Source organism: Aquimarina longa SW024 (assembly GCF_001401755.1).
Classification (GTDB): Bacteria; Bacteroidota; Bacteroidia; order Flavobacteriales; family Flavobacteriaceae; genus Aquimarina; species Aquimarina longa.
In genome coordinates this window covers 57,965-76,105 of record NZ_AVQK01000026.1, presented here as the reverse complement: position 1 = coordinate 76,105, position 18,141 = coordinate 57,965, and the positions used below count along the sequence as shown (strand labels likewise).

At 30.5% G+C, this 18,141-nt stretch carries 15 protein-coding genes; 11 read left to right on the top strand and 4 right to left on the bottom strand.

What is annotated here, in order from left to right; translation table 11 throughout:
* Window positions 1–5 precede the first annotated feature (5 nt).
* On the top strand, window positions 6–2,096 hold the full coding sequence (locus N456_RS06810; RefSeq protein ID WP_062055342.1) for a DUF5723 family protein: 2,091 nt from the start codon (window positions 6–8) through the stop codon (window positions 2,094–2,096).
* A gap of 74 nt (window positions 2,097–2,170) precedes the next feature.
* Here the strand turns inward: N456_RS06810 and N456_RS06805 are convergent, their stop codons facing one another.
* Window positions 2,171–3,034: an AraC family transcriptional regulator gene (locus N456_RS06805; protein WP_062055249.1), complete on the bottom strand. Its 864-nt coding sequence runs from the start codon at window positions 3,032–3,034 to the stop codon at window positions 2,171–2,173.
* A 101-nt stretch (window positions 3,035–3,135) separates the two neighbouring features.
* Here N456_RS06805 and N456_RS06800 point away from each other — a divergent pair, with 101 nt between their 5' ends.
* A complete protein-coding gene (locus N456_RS06800) occupies window positions 3,136–3,852 on the top strand; it encodes a phytanoyl-CoA dioxygenase family protein (protein ID WP_082422460.1) in 717 nt (238 codons plus the stop codon).
* Window positions 3,853–3,989: 137 nt separating this feature from the next.
* Here N456_RS06800 and N456_RS06795 read toward each other — a convergent pair whose 3' ends face one another.
* The 3 genes from N456_RS06795 to N456_RS06785 all read right to left on the bottom strand — a co-directional run bounded on the left by N456_RS06795 (window position 3,990) and on the right by N456_RS06785 (window position 7,663).
* Window positions 3,990–4,610, bottom strand: coding sequence for an L-threonylcarbamoyladenylate synthase (locus tag N456_RS06795; RefSeq protein ID WP_062055247.1), 621 nt, complete (start codon window positions 4,608–4,610; stop codon window positions 3,990–3,992).
* A gap of 177 nt (window positions 4,611–4,787) precedes the next feature.
* The gene (locus N456_RS06790) at window positions 4,788–5,201 is read right to left on the bottom strand and encodes a hypothetical protein (RefSeq protein WP_062055245.1); all 414 of its coding nucleotides are present in this window, start codon (window positions 5,199–5,201) and stop codon (window positions 4,788–4,790) included.
* Between the two features lie 128 nt (window positions 5,202–5,329).
* Complete coding sequence (locus tag N456_RS06785; protein WP_062055243.1) at window positions 5,330–7,663, bottom strand: ATP-dependent helicase; 2,334 nt, start codon at window positions 7,661–7,663, stop codon at window positions 5,330–5,332.
* Window positions 7,664–7,932: 269 nt separating this feature from the next.
* Here N456_RS06785 and N456_RS06780 point away from each other — a divergent pair, with 269 nt between their 5' ends.
* The 9 genes from N456_RS06780 to N456_RS06740 all read left to right on the top strand — a co-directional run bounded on the left by N456_RS06780 (window position 7,933) and on the right by N456_RS06740 (window position 18,090).
* Window positions 7,933–8,208 (top strand): hypothetical protein, encoded by a 276-nt coding sequence (locus N456_RS06780; protein ID WP_240315495.1) that lies wholly within the window; start codon window positions 7,933–7,935, stop codon window positions 8,206–8,208.
* 260 nt (window positions 8,209–8,468) lie between these two features.
* On the top strand, window positions 8,469–11,330 hold the full coding sequence (locus tag N456_RS25120; RefSeq protein ID WP_158447839.1) for an Ig-like domain-containing protein: 2,862 nt from the start codon (window positions 8,469–8,471) through the stop codon (window positions 11,328–11,330).
* 187 nt (window positions 11,331–11,517) lie between these two features.
* The gene (locus tag N456_RS06770) at window positions 11,518–12,057 is read left to right on the top strand and encodes a DsrE family protein (protein ID WP_062055238.1); all 540 of its coding nucleotides are present in this window, start codon (window positions 11,518–11,520) and stop codon (window positions 12,055–12,057) included.
* 5 nt (window positions 12,058–12,062) lie between these two features.
* Window positions 12,063–13,355 (top strand): amidohydrolase, encoded by a 1,293-nt coding sequence (locus N456_RS06765; RefSeq protein ID WP_062055236.1) that lies wholly within the window; start codon window positions 12,063–12,065, stop codon window positions 13,353–13,355.
* A gap of 8 nt (window positions 13,356–13,363) precedes the next feature.
* Window positions 13,364–14,932 (top strand): FMN-binding glutamate synthase family protein, encoded by a 1,569-nt coding sequence (locus N456_RS06760; RefSeq protein WP_062055234.1) that lies wholly within the window; start codon window positions 13,364–13,366, stop codon window positions 14,930–14,932.
* Window positions 14,933–15,068: 136 nt separating this feature from the next.
* Window positions 15,069–15,587 carry a DUF7935 family protein gene (locus tag N456_RS06755; protein WP_062055232.1) on the top strand — a complete coding sequence of 173 codons (519 nt, stop codon included), beginning with the start codon at window positions 15,069–15,071 and terminating at the stop codon, window positions 15,585–15,587.
* 465 nt (window positions 15,588–16,052) lie between these two features.
* Window positions 16,053–16,667 (top strand): Crp/Fnr family transcriptional regulator, encoded by a 615-nt coding sequence (locus N456_RS06750; RefSeq protein ID WP_062055230.1) that lies wholly within the window; start codon window positions 16,053–16,055, stop codon window positions 16,665–16,667.
* Between the two features lie 66 nt (window positions 16,668–16,733).
* A complete protein-coding gene (locus tag N456_RS06745; protein WP_062055228.1) occupies window positions 16,734–17,531 on the top strand; it encodes an alpha/beta hydrolase in 798 nt (265 codons plus the stop codon).
* On the top strand, window positions 17,515–18,090 hold the full coding sequence (locus tag N456_RS06740; protein WP_062055226.1) for a hypothetical protein: 576 nt from the start codon (window positions 17,515–17,517) through the stop codon (window positions 18,088–18,090). Before N456_RS06745 ends, N456_RS06740 begins: the two co-directional genes overlap by 17 nt.
* Window positions 18,091–18,141: the final 51 nt, after the last annotated feature.

Genomic DNA, 18,141 nt, shown 5'->3' with positions numbered 1-18,141 from the left:
TTAAAATGAGAAAAATTTTATCCATAGCATTATTACTGCTTTGTGTAATCTCTGCAAAATCCCAATCTTATATTGGATTTCTAACAGATAATTACAGTGGTGTTAATAGTGTTATCAATAACCCAGCAAATAGTGTAGACTCTAGATTTAAAGTTGATATCAACTTATTAGGTGCCAGTAGTTTTATTGGCAACGATTATTATGGAGTGAAGTTCAATGATATTTTTGATAATAAATATGAAATTGAAAAAGACGCTAAGACTTTTCCAAAAAACAAAAATAATGCCCTAGGGAATACTGATATTTTAGGACCATCTATTATGTTTAATATTAACAAAAAAAATGCTATCGCAATATATACAAGAGCAAGAGCATTTTATCGTTTAAACAGTATTAACGGACAAACTTATGAGAATATAATCAATGACTTTAATCTAAAACAAGATTTTATTGTTAATGAAGGAGATGTGTTCGCAAGTGCGCATGCATGGGCAGAATTAGGAGTATCATACTCTAGAGTTATTATAAATAAAAAACAGCATTTTATTAAAGGAGGAATTACTCTAAAATACCTACAAGGTCTTGGAAATGCTTATGCTACAGGAAAAAATCTAACCATAGATTACGATGCAGATGGCACTGAATTACCATCAAATGTAAGAGTTGGTAGTGTACAGACTACTGGTGAAGTAACTTATGGATATAGTGAAAATTTAGAAGGTAATAAAGACGATATAAAAGTAGTTAATGGAGCTACAGGTATTGGAGCAGATCTTGGTTTTATATATGAATGGAGACCAAAATATAGCGAATACACTTCTGTCGATAGCAAAGGAGTAGCATATTCTCCTAAAGATATTAATAAATATAAGATAAAATTAGGAGTATCTATTACTGATATAGGTTCAATATCATATGATAATGGTACTGAAAAAAGGTACGACATTACCAATACACTTGATCAAAACACTTTTCAAAACATTGATGACCTTGATGATTTAGACTTATTATATAGAGTTATAGATCGAGAAAATTCAAATAAAGCAGTATTACCAACAGCATTACATGTAAATACGGATTGGAATATAAATCAAAAGTTTTATCTTAATCTAAATACAGATCTTTCTCTTACTGCCAAAAACAAGATTAATAGAAGTAAGATCGCTAATACACTATCCCTTACACCTAGATTTGAAACCAAATGGTTTAGCTTTTACTCTCCATTAAGTATTATACAACATACTGGTTTTCAATGGGGAGCAGGACTTAGAGTTGGTCCTCTTTATATTGGTTCTGGTTCAATAGTATCAGTACTTATTAATAATGAAATTAAAGGAGCAGATGTATATGCTGGTTTGAAAATTCCTGTATATCAATCTAGACCAAAAGATAAAGATGAAGATGGTATACTTGATAAAGTAGATGAATGTCCAGAAATTAAAGGACCTGAAGAAAATTTTGGATGCCCATGGCCAGATACTGACGGAGATACAATATTAGATAAAGACGATCAATGCCCTGAAGAAGCAGGAGAAGTAGAAAATAAAGGATGTCCTTGGCCTGATACTGATGGAGATACTATATTGGATAAAGACGATGATTGTCCACAAATAGCTGGACCTATAGAAAATAAAGGATGCCCATGGCCTGATACTGATGGAGATAGTGTATTGGATAAAGATGATAATTGTCCTAACATAGTAGGAACTGTTGCTAATAATGGATGTCCTGAAGTTACAGCAGAAGTTCAGAAAACACTTAATGAATATGCAAAAACTATTCTTTTTGACTCCGGTAAATCTTCTATCAAAAAAGAATCTAATCAAGTGCTTAAGGATATTATAAACATCCTTAATGAATATTCTACAGCTAAATTTACAGTAGAAGGACATACAGATAGTGCAGGGAGTAATAAATTAAACCAAAGATTATCTGATTCTAGAGCTAACTCTGTAAAAAATTATTTAATAGAAAACGGGATTGATCAGTTTAGACTATCCGCTATAGGATATGGTGAAGACAGACCAATTGCAAGTAACAAAACTAGAAAAGGTAGAGCTCAAAACAGACGTGTAGAAATCAATCTTGTCAATTAATAAAATTTAGACAAATACATAATTTTAAAGCAAAATAATCCTTAAGATATACACCTCTTAAGGATTATTTATTTTTATATATCATTATTAGTTTTTGATAAAATATAAGATTTTGGGGTATGCCCTGTATATTTTTTAAATGCAGTAGAAAAATATTGAGACGAACTAAATCCTAAATCAAAAGCTACACTAGTAATCGTATCTTTTTTTAATAAATCAATCTTTGATTGTTCTATTTTTAATCTATTTACATATTCTTTTGGTGAAATCCCTACAATTTTCTTAAACCAAGATTTAAAATATCCAACTGAGACATTAGAAATAATAGCTAATTCATCAACATAAATTATACGATGCATATTATTTAAAATATACGTATCAATAGCATTTAATTTTTTCGAAGGAGGGCTATGTTCATTTCTTTTAGACAAACTCAAGACCTCTAGTAAAATCTGAATGATTAGTTGATTTATTATAATTTTAGATAAAATATAGTCACTTGTTCTTAATTCATTCAATAGTTTTTCAAGGATAAATTTAACCTGAAAAGCTCCTTTAAAAACTCGTTTTGAAACTTTTATTAATTTTTCTAAAAGATGAACAGATTGATCTATAGGCAAATTGCATAGCTCATTTTCATTATCAAAACAGACGATCTGCAACCAAAACAACTCTCCTTTATCCTCTGGGTAATCCCCTGTACTATGTTGCTGATTTGGAGGAATAATAATAATATCATTCCCAGATAATCGAAATAGCTCATCATTAATCACATAATGTTGTTCTCCATTAATACAAAAACAAATCTCTATAACATTAGAATGCTGATGTACTGGTAACTTAGGTTGTACTTTTGAGTATTTATAATACCCAAATTGCAAACACCTATGAATACCATGATCCGGTAAAAAATATACAATACGCTCTTCTGAATTCATCTTTATTTTTGTACAAAAAAGTAAGGTAGTACAAATTTAGAAGATTTACTAAAATAGTTTGCTCATCTTTGAACAAAAGTGATGACCTAAAAACAAGTACTATGAAAGATCTATTTTTAAAAAACGGATATATTAAAATTGATCAGCTTTTTGATACTAAAGAAGTTAAAGAGCTTCAAAATATCTATACTAAATTATTAGAAGATAAAGAAAGAACAGCACATTTAAGAAGTGATCTAGCAGGAGGTAATAACAATAACTCTAAAACAACGGAGCGAATAACCCAAATCATGAGACCAAGCTCAGTAGAACCTATATTATTACAACATGATTCATATAAAAAAGCGCTACAACATGCTCAAGAATTATTAGGCAATGATATGGAACTAGATTTTGATATGCTTATCAATAAAGCCCCTCATACGAATACTCCAACACCTTGGCACCAAGACGCTGCATATTGGATAGATTTGCCCGATAAACGAGCTGTAAGTTGTTGGATAGCATTAGATAATGTATATAAAGAGAATGGATGTATGTGGTTTCTTTCTGTCAAAAATCAACAGGTATTAGAACACCACAATCTACCTAGTGGAGGAGCTCTATATTGCAATACAGATACAACTAATGCAATACCAATACCTCTAAACATTGGTGGATGTACTTTTCATGATGGTTTTACATTACATTACAGTAAAGGTAATAGTACTGATAGTCAACGAAGAGCTTTAATATTAAACTTTAGACCTAAAAAAATGATTGCATTAGAAAGAGCACAAGGAATGGATCATACAGGAACTAGAAAAAAACGATCATAAATGGTATAAGGTCAAAAAAGAATTACAAGCTTTAATTTTTTAGAATAGATAAGCTATGATTTATTTTTAAGTATTTTTTTGATATGAAAAAAAAACTTAGCCTAAGACTAAAATTCATAAAAAAATATCAATACATACTAGATAATATCTATAGTTCCTTTACCTTCTCTCACCAATACAGGAATTCCGCTGGTAAGATCTATAATTGTAGAGGGAACATTATCCCCATAACCCCCATCAATTACTAGATCTACCCTATTCCCCCATTTTTCTAAAATCAATTCAGGATCTGTTGTATATTCTATAATTTCATCTTCATCATGTATAGAAGTAGATACTATAGGATTACCTAATTCTTGCACAATAGAGGTACAAATTGTATTTTCAGGAACACGAATACCGACTGTCTTTCTTTTTTTAAAAACAGTTGGTAAATTATTATTCCCAGGTAAAATATATGTGTATGGTCCTGGAAGTGTTCTTTTTAATAACTTAAATGTCGCATTATCAATTTGCTTCACATAATCAGAAAGATTACTCAAATCTTTACAGATAAATGAAAAATTAGCTTTCGCTAATTTTACTCCTTTAATCTGCGCTATACGTTCTAATGCTCTATTATTTGTTATATCACAACCTAACCCATAGATAGTATCTGTAGGATAAATAACTAGCCCTCCACCTCGTAAACAATTGACTACTTTTTGTATTTCACGAGGATTAGGATTCTCATTATATAATTTTATGAACTCTGCCATATAAAATGATTATCAGTATATATCAAATAGTAAGGATACCTTAAATATACTTACGTTTGGATTTAGTACTTCACAAATTTACCGTTATATTTTTATTTATAACTGTTAAATTATAAATTGGTACTTCTTAATTAAGCACAGTACTTATACAAATACACATAATTCTGTATACTTTTTTTAATCAAACGGAAGTAAATCAGGTTCTAAAAACTTAATTTTAGCTTTATCAGAATTATAAACATCAAATCCATAATGAGATGCTATTAATTCTTTAAAATTATTCTTCAATCTCGGAAATTCGGTTATAAAATCTTTAAAATTAAATGAATTAGATTTAAGCATAAAATGGTAAACGACTTTTATCGCTGCAATTGTTAAAGTTATATTATATTTATCTTTTGCTCCAATGAATTCAACATATTTTTTTAATTGAAATAATATGTTTTTTTCAGCTTGTTCTATTCCATATGTATAAATAGTAATCCATGCCAACCTCAGGTGAGCTTCATGATTAAATAATGAAGGGGCTATTTCACAATTTAAAAACTGTTTTTCAAACTCAGAATCAGTTAATTCAAAACGTTTTTCCATATTTATTTAGGCAATAAAAAAACAGTATCTAATATAAATTATCAAAAACTAAAAAACTCTTTTTACAACAATCCTTCTCTCTTATTATCTTTTTTCACAAATAAAAAACCCTTTAAATCGAAACCTGATTATAAAACTTTTAGTTTAGCAAATCGAAGTAATAATTTCTTAATCCCTCCTTTATCAAAGTGGATTTCGGCTTTTTTATCTTGCCCTACTCCATCAATTTTAATAATTTTTCCTCTACCAAATCTCATATGCTCTACTGCTGTCCCTGGTGCAAGATCTCCATCAGAAAAACTTGTATTAGTCAGATCAGTATCAGTTTCACTGTTAGTAAGAGGCCTAAGTTTTCTTAATTTACGTAATTGTTCCTCAGTAGGTTTATGTGCTAAAGGTGGAGCCCCTGAAGATGGTTTTTTAAGTCTTAGTTTACTTTTATCAACTTCTCCAAAAATATCATTATCAACTAATGGTTTATATCGATAGCTTTCTATAGGGGTAATATATTCTATATATTTTTCATCTATTTCCTCTATAAATCGACTAGGCTCTGCATCAACAAGTTTCCCCCATCTATAGCGGGATTGTGTATAGGTAAGGTATGCTTGTTTTTCTGCTCGTGTTAATGCCACATAAAATAGACGTCGCTCTTCTTCTAATTCACTACGAGTATTCATACTCATCCCTGATGGAAAAAGGTCTTCTTCCATCCCTACAATATAAACATAAGGAAACTCTAAGCCTTTAGCTAAATGAATAGTCATTAACGCTACCCTATCATCATCTCCTGTATCTTGATCTAGATCTGTAGCCAAAGCTACATCTTCTAAAAATTCTGCTAATGCTCCTCTAGCATCTACGACTTCTTTCTGTCCTTCTACAAAATCACGTATCCCATTAAGTAATTCTTCTATATTTTCTATACGAGCAATTCCTTCTGGTGTACCATCTTTTTTGAGTTCTTGTAATAGCCCTGTTTTCTTAGCTACCATTTCAGACAATACAAATGCATCAGAAGTCTCATTAGTGATTTGAAAACTTTTAATCATCATTACAAAGTTTTCTAATCGTGTTTTGGTACCACTATTAATTTTTAAGTTAATACGGTCTAAGTTTTCGATTACTTCAAAAATAGAACGACCGTAGTGATTTGCAGCAACTACCAATTTATCTACTGTAGTTGCACCAATTCCTCTTGCTGGATAATTGATTACTCGCTTTAGTGCTTCTTCATCCTTAGGATTAATTACCAATCTTAAGTATGCGAGGACATCTTTAATTTCTTTCCTTTGATAAAAAGATAATCCACCATAAATTCTATATTTTATATCTCGTTTACGTAATGCATCTTCAATAGCTCTGGATTGTGCATTGGTTCTATATAATATTGCAAAATTTCCATTCCCTAATTGGTATTGCATTTGATTTTCAAAAATCGAACTTGCAACATATCTCCCTTCATCTCCATCTGTTAATAATCGATTTACTAAAATCTTAGGTCCATCATCATTAGCTGTCCAAACTACTTTATCTAATTTTGTTTTATTTTTATCTATAATAGAGTTTGCTGCTTCAACAATATTCTTTGTAGACCTATAGTTTTGTTCTAGTCGATATTGTTGTACATTATCATAATCTTTTTGAAAATTAAGGATATTATTAATATTTGCTCCACGAAAAGCATAAATACTTTGTGCATCATCACCTACTACACAAATATTTTGAAATTTATCAGATAGAGCTCTTATAATAAGATACTGCGAATGATTTGTATCTTGATACTCATCTACCAAAATGTATCGAAATCGATTTTGGTATTTAGAAAGAACCTCCGGAAATCTATTCAACAACTCATTAGTTTTTAATAAGAGATCATCAAAATCCATTGCACCTGCTTTAAAACATCGATCCACATAGTGTTGATAAATCTCTCCCATACGTGGTCGTTTTGCCATAGCATCAGCTTCTACCAATTCTGCATTCTGAAAGTATGCTTTTACCGTTATTAAACTATTCTTATAAGAAGAAATACGAGAATATACCTGTTTATACTTATAGATATCTTTATCAAGCCCCATCTCTTTAATGATAGAAGCTATTAATCGCTGAGAATCCTGAGTATCATAAATTGTAAAATTAGAAGGATACCCTAATTTATCAGCTTCGAATCTAAGTATTTTAGCAAATATAGAATGGAATGTTCCCATCCATAAGTTTTTAGCCTCGCTAGAACCAACAATATCAGCAATACGTTTTTTCATTTCACGAGCAGCCTTATTTGTAAACGTAAGTGATAATATATTAAATGAATCCACTCCCTTATGCATCAAATAAGCAATACGATACGTAAGCACACGAGTTTTACCTGAACCAGCACCTGCTATTACAATCATAGGTCCATCTATTTGAAGTACCGGAGCCCGTTGCGCATCATTTAACTCTGCTATATATTCTTCCAAAGTAACAATCTTTATTTAAAAGTGAAATTTAAGGAAAGAACAACGGTTATGGAAATGTCCTTTAGCTTTTTTGTAAACAAATTACAGTCAATAACTTTTACGTTATATACTTAACACAATTCTCTATATACATTTACTAATATTGATGTTAAAATTTCTTACAATATTTAATTTTGTTAATAAATTGTTAGATAAAATACATTATTAAAGGATTAAATACACTATTTTTGTTAAACCCAAAATATAAAACTAATTCTATGGCCCCAAACATGAATATACAAATAGTGCAAAAAGAAGAAATTAAATTTTTAAAATTCCCCAAAAAAGATGTCCTAGATAAAAGAAAAGATCAAATAGAACGATTCTTAGAATTACAAAGAGCTCTTTTTTTAGGAAACTTAGAACATCAAAAAGTACGAATTATTTTTGTAGATAATGAAGGAATAAAAAAAGTAGAAACTACTATATGGGGAATAACTGATAAAGAAGTTATCTTAAAACAATCTACAATCATCCCCTTAGAAAGAATTATCAATATTATATGATTTTAATATGATGATAAAAAAACTCTTTTTTATAAAAAGAGCACCATACAGTTTAATATACCCTCTATAGAATAGCATAAATGTATCTAAAATATATGTTTATGCTATTTTACTAGTTTTATTATACACCCAAATTATTATTCAATTTTACAACACTATTCTAATTTAAATCAATATTAGTTTTTTAAAATTTAAAATAGTATGTTACCAAAAGTATTGTCAGAAATTTATTACTTAAAAAAAGCAAGCTCAAAATGAAAATGAAATTACTGAAGTGCTTACTTCTTTCTATTAGTATAGGAGGAGCATATAGCACTTATGCCCAATCTACTGAACCTCAACTAATAGCTAATGATCAACAACAATTTATAAATACCCTTATTAATTCTAAAAAAAGTACTCCCCCCTCTATTAAAATTGGTACTAATGAATCTTTTTCTTTTAAACTTAATGTAAAGAAACAAACAAATCAAAGCCTTACTTTAATAGGAACTGTTAATGGCCAAAAATTATCTTCCTTTTCTTTTTCAAAAACCAATGATAATCTAAAAGGAACCATTATATTATACAAAGCAAAAAAAGCATATACCTTATATTCTGAAACTGATGATCGAGTATTTATTAAAGAAACTGATATTGATAAAGTTCTTTGTGTAGATTTTGAGAAGGTAAATACAGAAAAAAAACAAAAAGAAGTTATACATAGTAAATCCTCTAAAACTTCATTACGATTAGAAAGTTTACCCGGTGCCCCAGGGATTATTTATCTAGATTTTGATGGAGAATTAGTTCAGAATTCAAACTGGGCAGGAGGTGCCACGATTAATGCTCAATCGCCTAATTTTTCTGACGAAAAGATAACAGAGATATGGAAAATTATGGCCGAAGATTTTCGACCATTTAATCTAAATATAACTACTCGTAGAGATCTTTTTGACGCTGCTCCAAAAAATCGTAGAATGATGTGTATTTTTACTCCTACAAATGATGCTGCACCAGATGCTGGAGGAGTAGCTTTTCTAAACTCTTTTTCATCAAACATAGATGATGATCCATGTTGGATTTATAATTTATCAACCAGAGCCGCAGGAGAAACAGGATCTCATGAAGTAGGACATACCTTAGGTCTTTCTCATGATGGACAAAACTCTACAGAATACTATGAAGGTCATGGTCAATGGAGCCCTATTATGGGGTGGAGCGCAGACAGGCCTATAGGGCAATGGAGTGCTGGTGAATATACTGACGCTACATCTAAACAAGATGATATTGCGATAATTTCTAATAACAGAAATGGAGTTGGTATTCAGAACGATGACCATGGTAATAATATTAATAGTGCTACCCCTATAACAGTAACACCATCTGGAGTAGTAAACGCTAGTCAAAATTTTGGTTTGATTAGTACTAGAAACGATAAAGATCTATTCTCTTTTGCCGTTGAAACAGGAAATGTATCTCTTAATTTTGATCCTGATCCTGATTACCCTAACTTAAATATCAAAGCTAGAATTCTTAATGAATTAGGGCAAGAGATTTTTGTATCTGATCCAAGTGGACTCAATGCATCAATTAATCAAAATCTTAGTGAAGGGATTTATTATATAGAAATAGATGGTGTAGGTGAAGGAACAGTAAACAATGGATATTCTGATTATGCTTCTTTAGGTAATTATACTATATCAGGAAACTATACCCCTGGAGATGATAAAAACCCTCCTTTATCAGATTTTGAAGCAATCAGAAATTGTTTTGTAATTGACTTTAAAAACAAATCTACTAATAAAATTAACTCCTATCAATGGGATTTTGGTGACGGTAATACTTCTACAGAAGAAAACCCTAGTCATACATATAGTAAAAAAGGAAATTATACGGTGTTCCTTAAAACCATTAATGATTCTGGTGAAAATACAAAAACAAAAACAGATTTTATAATTATAGACTTTCCAGAGCAACCTATTGTTAGTAATCAAAATGTTTGTAGTGGAGAATCTGTAACGATAGCCCCAAAAGGAAACAGTGACTATAAGTGGTATACAACTATAAGTGGAGGTACTAGTATTGCTTCTGGAAAAACTTATCAGACACCAGCACTTACAAATAACCAAACTTATTACATCGAAGGAGTCCTGAATGGCTGTAGTACAAGTACAAGAACTAAAATAGAGATAAACGTAATGCCAAATCCTGATCAACCTATTGCTACTGATCAAACTATATGTAAAGGAGAATCCATAACCCTATCAGCATCCGGAAATAGCGAATACAAATGGTATGAAACCTCAACAGGAGGAACTAGTATATTCTCAGGAGCAACATTTAAAACCCCTGTACTTGATGCTACCAAAACATATTATATAGAAGGTGTAGTAGGTAATTGTACTACAAAAACAAGAACCGAAGTAAAAGCAATTGTATTACAAAGTCCTGAACAACCTAAAGTATCTAATCAAAATAGTTGTGTCGGAGAATCTGTAACAATAGTAGCATCAGGGAGTAGTAACTACAGATGGTACAACACCTCTTCTGGAGGAACTAGTTTTTTCTCAGGTAAATCATATAAAACACCAGCACTTGATGCTACCAAAACATATTATGTAGAAGGAAGAATAGGAGATTGTGTTACAACACCAAGAACCGAAGTAAAAATTATTGTATCCGAACAGCCAGAGCAGCCAATAATAAACATTGATCAAAATAAAAATTTAAATACTACTCCTAAGTTTGCTAATTATCAATGGTATTACAATGAAGAAATAGTTACAAATGCTAATCAGGCAGAATTTTCACCAACAAAGGTAGGAGAATATAGCGTTGAAATATTTAATGAAGCAGGCTGTAGTAAAACATCTAAAACTTTTAGTGTTGATCAATCGTTACTTAATTTTGGAAAAGAAAAGAAAATATTTAAGTATTATCCAAATCCTGTAAATAGTGATGAATTATTACATATAGATGGTATTACTATAGAAGAATATTCTATAACCATTGTTAATACTCAAGGACAAATAGTTATTGAGTCTACTCCTTCTTCCCTAATAGATACCTCTATCTTATCAAAAGGTTTATATATATTATTAATCGATAATAAACCTATAGGAAAGTTAGTAAAAGACTAATTAACAAAAAGAGGCTGTCTGAATATTTTTTAGACAGTCTTTTTATTTATATACTTTAAACCGCGTAGGTTCTATTACTTTCTTTTAAATTTTAAAACTAAATCTCTTTTAATCCTGTTGATTAAATAGTATTTTTAACTATACATTTATAGATTTTTGAATATCTTTAGATGCCAAAATTGAAAGCTTGAAAAATACAATAGTACCTTATATTTTTATCCTATTACCAGTATTTATTTTTGCTCAACAAAAATCTAAACATGGTAAAATAATCCATGATTTTGGAAAAATTTATACTGTTAAAAACCCTGATTTTAAAACAAATAGTGAACAAAACTTAAAAGCTGTTTTTGATATTGGGAGAACTTTTAAGGACAGTTCTAAAATAAACCCTCTTTTTAATACTGCTGCTCGATACCTTAATATGCATTTTGATGCAGGAGTTACATTAGATAAATTAAATGTAGTATTAGTCATTCATGGCTCCGCTGCAAATGATATCTTAAACAATACTGCTTATAAAACTAAGTATAACGTTACTAACCCTAATACTCCACTTATCGAAGCTTTAGTAAAACAAGGTGTTCAACTCATCTTATGTGGACAAACTGCAGCACATCGTAATATCTCTAAAAAAGATATACATCCTGAAATAAAAATTGCATTATCTGCTATGACAGCATTAGTGCAATTACAAAACGAAAATTACAGACTTATTAATTTTTAAACCTAATGAAACTAATAAAGATATCTATTTTATGTAGTCTACTAATTAACATTTGTTCACTACAAGCACAACAAATTGATTCAGAAATTAATAAATCCGCAATACAAGTAGAGTCAAAAGTAATTGAATGGAGGCGAGATTTTCATCAGAACCCTGAACTTTCTAACCGAGAGTTTAAAACTGCTAAAAAAATTGCAAAACATCTTAAAAGTTTAGGGCTAGAAGTAACCGAAAATGTTGCAAAAACAGGTGTTGTAGCTATTCTTAAAGGAAAAACAGAAGGAAAAACAGTAGCACTTAGAGCAGACATCGATGCATTACCCGTAACAGAAAAAACAGACGTTCCTTTTAAATCAATAGTAAAAACTACTTTTTTAAATACAGAAGTGGGAGTTAGTCATGCATGTGGACATGATACTCATACTGCGATATTAATGGGAGTTGCAGAAGTACTTACAAAGCATAAAAATAAAATAAATGGTACCGTTAAATTTATTTTTCAACCAGCAGAAGAAGGTCCACCACCTGGAGAAGAAGGAGGTGCTAAACTAATGATAAAAGAAGGAGTATTAAAAAAACCTGATGTAGATGCAATATTTGGACTACACATTAATTCTGGAACAGAAATCGGTAAAATTAGATATAAACCAGGCGGAACTATGGCAGCTGTAGAACGATTTGTTATTAATGTAAAAGGAAAACAAACTCATGGTTCTGCACCATGGTCAGGAGTTGACCCTATATTAATCTCTGCCAAAATCATTGATGGCTTACAAACTATTATTAGCAGAGAAGCTCCCCTAGTAAATGAAGCAGCAGTAATTACTGTAGGAAAAATTACGAGTGGTGTACGATTTAATATTATCCCTAATAATGCAGAAATGATCGGTACAGTGCGTACTCTAGATCCGTCTATGAGAGCATTAATCATTAAGCGTATGAATGAAATGGTGCCTTCTATAGCAAAAACTTATGGTGGAGAAGCAACTATAACATTTCAGAATAATACATCTATAACCTATAATGACCCTAATCTTGTCAAAAAGATGTTACCTACTTTATACAATATAGCTGGTAAAAAAAATGTTTTTTTATCAAAAGCAACTACTGGAGGTGAAGATTTCTCTTTCTTCCAAGAAAAAGTACCTGGGTTTTATTTCTTTTTAGGAGGAAAATCTCCACAAACACATAACGCTCCATCTCATCATACACCAGAATTTTATATCGATGAACGTGGTTTAGTATTGGGTGTTAAAGTAATGTCTCAGCTTGCAATTGATTACCTTAATCTACAATAGATAATAAAATGGAAAGTATCCTTAATTTTTTAAACTCAATATCCTGGTGGATATGGATTATCATTATACTCACTCTAGTAGTAATCCGTGATATATATTTTAATAAAAAACATACTATTAGCCATAATTTTCCATTAATAGGACATCTTAGATATGTATTAGAAAGTATTGGTCCAGAAATAAGGCAATATTTTGTAGCCAATAATCGAGAAGAGCTTCCTTTTAATAGGATTGAAAGAAGTTGGGTATACGCTTCTTCAAAAAATGAAAATAATTATGAGGGATTCGGTACTGACAGAGACATCTATCAGCACCAGCATGTTTTTATCAAAAACTGTATGATCCCATACAGAATGGATAAAAATCACCCTAATAGAGAAGATAAATCTTTTCTTCCTTGTGCCAAAGTAATGGGTATTTATAATAAACGAGAAAAGCCATATCGTCCTGGATCTGTCATTAATATTTCTGCTATGAGTTTTGGATCTCTTTCTGCTCGTGCTATAGAATCTTTAAATATCGGCACTCAAAAAGCAAATGCTTATCATAATACAGGAGAGGGAGGTCTTTCTCCATATCATAGCAACGGTGGAGATGTAATCTTTCATTTTGGAACAGGATATTTTGGAGTGCGTAGTGAAGATGGAAATTTTTCAATGCAAAAAATGAAAAATTTAATATCCAAAAATCCTTTTATAAGAGCCATCGAAATTAAATTATCACAAGGAGCTAAACCAGGAAAAGGAGGTGTCCTACCAGGAGCAAAAATCACTCCTGAAATTGCTGAAATAAGAGGTGTTGAAGTTGGTAAAGATGTACTATCACCTTCTAGTCATACAGCTTTTAATACCGTTCCTGAATTATTACAATTTATTGAAGATATCGCAACAGAAACTGGGCTTCCTGTAGGAATCAAAGCTGCAATTGGTAAAACTGAACAATGGGAACTATTAGCAGAATTAATGGTAAAAACCAATCGAGGTCCTGACTTTATTACCATAGATGGTGGTGAAGGCGGTACAGGAGCGGCTCCTCCTAGTTTTGCTGATCATGTATCATTACCTTGGATATATGGATTTTCTGCTATTTACAAGATATTCCAAAAACATAATCTTACAGATCGGGTAGTTTTTATAGGTAGTGGAAAACTAGGTTTTCCTGCAAAAGCGGCTATGGGTTTTGCTATGGGTATTGACTGCATCAATGTAGCGCGCGAAGCCATGATGAGTATTGGTTGTATACAAGCACAAATATGCCATACCAATCGTTGCCCTAGTGGAATAGCAACACAAAGTAAATGGCTTCAAAAAGGAATTAATATCCCTCTAAAATCTGATCGTTTAGCTCAGTATTTTAAAACATTTAGAAAAGAATTTACAGAAATTACTCATGCTGCAGGTTATGAACATCCTTGCCAATTTACCATGCAAGATATCGATCTTAATGTAGATGATGGAGAACTTACCAAAACACTTGAAGAATCTTTTAAATATACTAAAACTGCTGTAGAATACACCTGTAATAAGGATTTAAAAGAATGTACATACCTTGGTGGGTATTATAAAAATAAATCATAATATATAATCACAGTAATTTTGCACTATAAAAATCAAAAATGATCTGGTTAACGTTATTACAAGTATGCACCTTTAGTATATACTCTAAATTATAAAAAATCATATCTGACTATCAAAAAATAATAAAAAGAAACACATGAAAATTGAGATTATTCCATTAGTTATTTCCTTAGTACCTGCAATGCTAATAACAATGCTTGCAATATATTTTTTTAAACTCCATACTACAAATGAAGAAAAACGTCGTAGGTATCTTTTGCACAAAGAAAATCAAAAACAATCTTTGCCACTTAAGCTCCAAGCATATGAACGCTTAGTTTTATTTTTAGAAAGAATTTATCCAGGTAAGCTACTTACTAGAATGACTCCTAATGGAAACGATAAGAAAGATTACGAATCTTTATTAATACAAACAATAGAACAAGAGTTTGAACATAATCTTACTCAGCAAATTTATATCTCTGATGAATGCTGGAATACAATCAAAGCTTCTAAAAACGCAACTATTACATTAATTAGAAAAGTAACTTTACAAAAAGAAGTAGACACCGCAGATAAAATGAGAGAAGTAATACTTACTGAACTTATAGAAAAAGGAGCCCCTAGCGATGCTGCCCTTGCATTTATTAAAGAAGAAATTAGTGATGTATTTTAATCGTTCTTATAAATAAAATATCGTATCAAAAACCTATGAAGTATTATTTATCTTCATAGGTTTTTGGAAACAAAATCGAGGCTCTAAATAAAACTCAGTGGTTTTGATGAATTATTCCCTTCTTTAATCCAAAGAAAAGATTTTTTATACGGAAGCTATAGTGCAGGAATATGTATTCTTTCTGAGTCATTAAAACCAATAGATAGAGTTGATGATCCTAATAATTTCCCTTATCTAGGGATAAACAAAACAATTTACAAAGGATTGGGAGTATTTAACTACTCCTTCATGCCCCATTACAACTCTGACCACCCTGAATCTGCTATCATCAAAAAAGAAATGCAGCAATGTATCGATCATAAATGGTTATTTAAAACTTTACAAGATGGAGAAGTAATCATCATATAAGTTACCTAATTGCATCCACTTTAATTACAATAAAAAATAGTCAATAAAAATAAAATTATGGAATACCAATTATCTCTTGAAGAAGAACTATTATACAGTTTTTTTACTCAGGTGTATCCAATAACAAAAGAAGAATTTAAACCAATAGCAAAAGTAATCAAGAAAAAATCTTATCGTAGAGGTGACTACATTCTAAATATAGGTCAGATAGAAACTAAAACAAGTTTTGTAATCAAAGGTATTGTACATCAATATGTAATTATAGAAGATAATTCATTTACTATAGATATTTCTCTTGCAGGAATGAGTTTTAATTGCTTTACTAGTTTTATTGAAAGTACCCCTTCCAATCAGATTCAACAAGCAGTTACAGATGTTGAAATTATTTATTTAGAAAAAAAAGACTCCGAAAAATTGCTGTTAGATAGTAAACCTTTTTGTTATATCTATACAAAATTGTACGAACAAGTACATTTAGAAAGAGAAAAACGATCTTTATTACTCCAATATAAAAGTGCATATGAAAGATATAAGCAGTTCTTAGCAACTATAGTAAAATCAAAACAGTTTTTAGAAGAAGTACCTCAAAAAATGATTGCAGACTATTTAAGCCTCACTCCTGAAACATTTAGTAGAGTTAAAAGAAAATATTTAACCAATACTATTTCTTGATTTAAAATAAGTTTTTGTTACTATTATTTTTTCATTTTTGAATTTATTATTAAACAATAACACAAAATGAAAAAAATACTACTTACCTTCTTATTCATACTTATACTGATAAGTTGCGAAAAAGAAGATTTGGAAATTATCGGTACTACAGAAAATTTTTCATTAACTTCTACTTATGTTAATGATGAATATAAAATATATGTCTACCTACCTCCTACATATGGAAAAACTTCTTCTAATGATCAATTAATTATTGGATTAGATGGAGATTTCAATTTTAATGAAATTGCTAGTATTATTTCAGAAAAAACAAAGAATAATACAATAGAGCCATCAATATATATTGGTATTGGTAATTCTGGCGCTAGAAATAGAGACTACACACCTACAGCATTTAAACATGGTACTGGTGGTGCCAAAAAATTCTACAATTTTATAATTAAAGAATTAATTCCTGAAATAGCATCTCGATATAATATAGACAGTAATAATACTAAAACTCTAATGGGACATTCATTCGGGGGGCTTTTTACCCAATATGCTATGTTTCAAGAAAGAGCTACTAATCCTTTTGATAAATTTATTGCAGTAGGGGTATCGTACTGGTATGATTCAGGTATTATCTTCGAATACGAACAAGAATATGCCGACATTAATACAGATTTACCGATCACTTTTTTTAATGGTATGGGAACCTTAGAAGGTGGTGTATCGCTTGCCTCTTTTGAAGAAATGAATGAACGTTTAAAAAGTAGAAACTATGGTAATTTTAAAATCAAACATGAGTGGTTAAAAAAGAAAGGGCATAGTGAATCAGATTATATTGGATATAAAAAAGGATTAGATTATGTATTTAGCAACTAAGATTAGTAGTATTGTTATTTGTATATTTTTATGCTCTAATACGATACTAGCACAAGAAGAAATAAAAAACCGAAAATCTTTAGAAATAGGATTAAATGTAGCAGGAGATGAAGTTCTTTATTATGGAGGTTATGGAAAATATATAGTACCATTATCTCATAAAAAGCATCATTTTATCGTCGGACTAAATTTAACGATGTATTTTGATTTTAGAGGAGAATCCGAACCTAAAGCATATCTTAAAAATGATGTGGATATGCGTGTAATTACTGCAATACATATAGGGTATTCTCTAAACTATAAAAAAGCACAATTGAATTTTGAATTACCTGTAGGAACTAGTTTAGCCATTACAAAAGGTACTTTGGTAAACGAAAGGATTGGTTTTACAAGAGATTTCTCAAATACAGAATTATTATGGCACTATGGAATAGCTTTTTCTCCAAAATATAGGCTGCATAAAAAACACCTAATTGGATTAACTGGTTTCTTTCCTTTAGCTAAAGACAAAACATGGTCTGGTTATATGATAGGTATTGGGTGGACTAAGAATTTTTAAAAAATATCGCCTCGGAGGAAAAATATCGAAAAATTGTACCCATCAAGAAAC

Excerpts from the sequence above, each read along its gene's own strand:
- N456_RS06810 (WP_062055342.1), top strand. The coding sequence starts at position 6 with ATGAGAAAAATTTTATCCATAGCATTATTACTGCTTTGTGTAATCTCT.
- N456_RS06805 (WP_062055249.1), bottom strand. The coding sequence starts at position 3,034 with ATGAATTCAGAAGAGCGTATTGTATATTTTTTACCGGATCATGGTATT.
- N456_RS06800 (WP_082422460.1), top strand. The coding sequence starts at position 3,136 with ATGAAAGATCTATTTTTAAAAAACGGATATATTAAAATTGATCAGCTT.
- N456_RS06795 (WP_062055247.1), bottom strand. The coding sequence starts at position 4,610 with ATGGCAGAGTTCATAAAATTATATAATGAGAATCCTAATCCTCGTGAA.
- N456_RS06790 (WP_062055245.1), bottom strand. The coding sequence starts at position 5,201 with ATGGAAAAACGTTTTGAATTAACTGATTCTGAGTTTGAAAAACAGTTT.
- N456_RS06780 (WP_240315495.1), top strand. The coding sequence starts at position 7,933 with ATGAATATACAAATAGTGCAAAAAGAAGAAATTAAATTTTTAAAATTC.
- N456_RS25120 (WP_158447839.1), top strand. The coding sequence starts at position 8,469 with ATGAAATTACTGAAGTGCTTACTTCTTTCTATTAGTATAGGAGGAGCA.
- N456_RS06765 (WP_062055236.1), top strand. The coding sequence starts at position 12,063 with ATGAAACTAATAAAGATATCTATTTTATGTAGTCTACTAATTAACATT.
- N456_RS06760 (WP_062055234.1), top strand. The coding sequence starts at position 13,364 with ATGGAAAGTATCCTTAATTTTTTAAACTCAATATCCTGGTGGATATGG.
- N456_RS06755 (WP_062055232.1), top strand. The coding sequence starts at position 15,069 with ATGAAAATTGAGATTATTCCATTAGTTATTTCCTTAGTACCTGCAATG.
- N456_RS06750 (WP_062055230.1), top strand. The coding sequence starts at position 16,053 with ATGGAATACCAATTATCTCTTGAAGAAGAACTATTATACAGTTTTTTT.
- N456_RS06745 (WP_062055228.1), top strand. The coding sequence starts at position 16,734 with ATGAAAAAAATACTACTTACCTTCTTATTCATACTTATACTGATAAGT.
- N456_RS06740 (WP_062055226.1), top strand. The coding sequence starts at position 17,515 with ATGTATTTAGCAACTAAGATTAGTAGTATTGTTATTTGTATATTTTTA.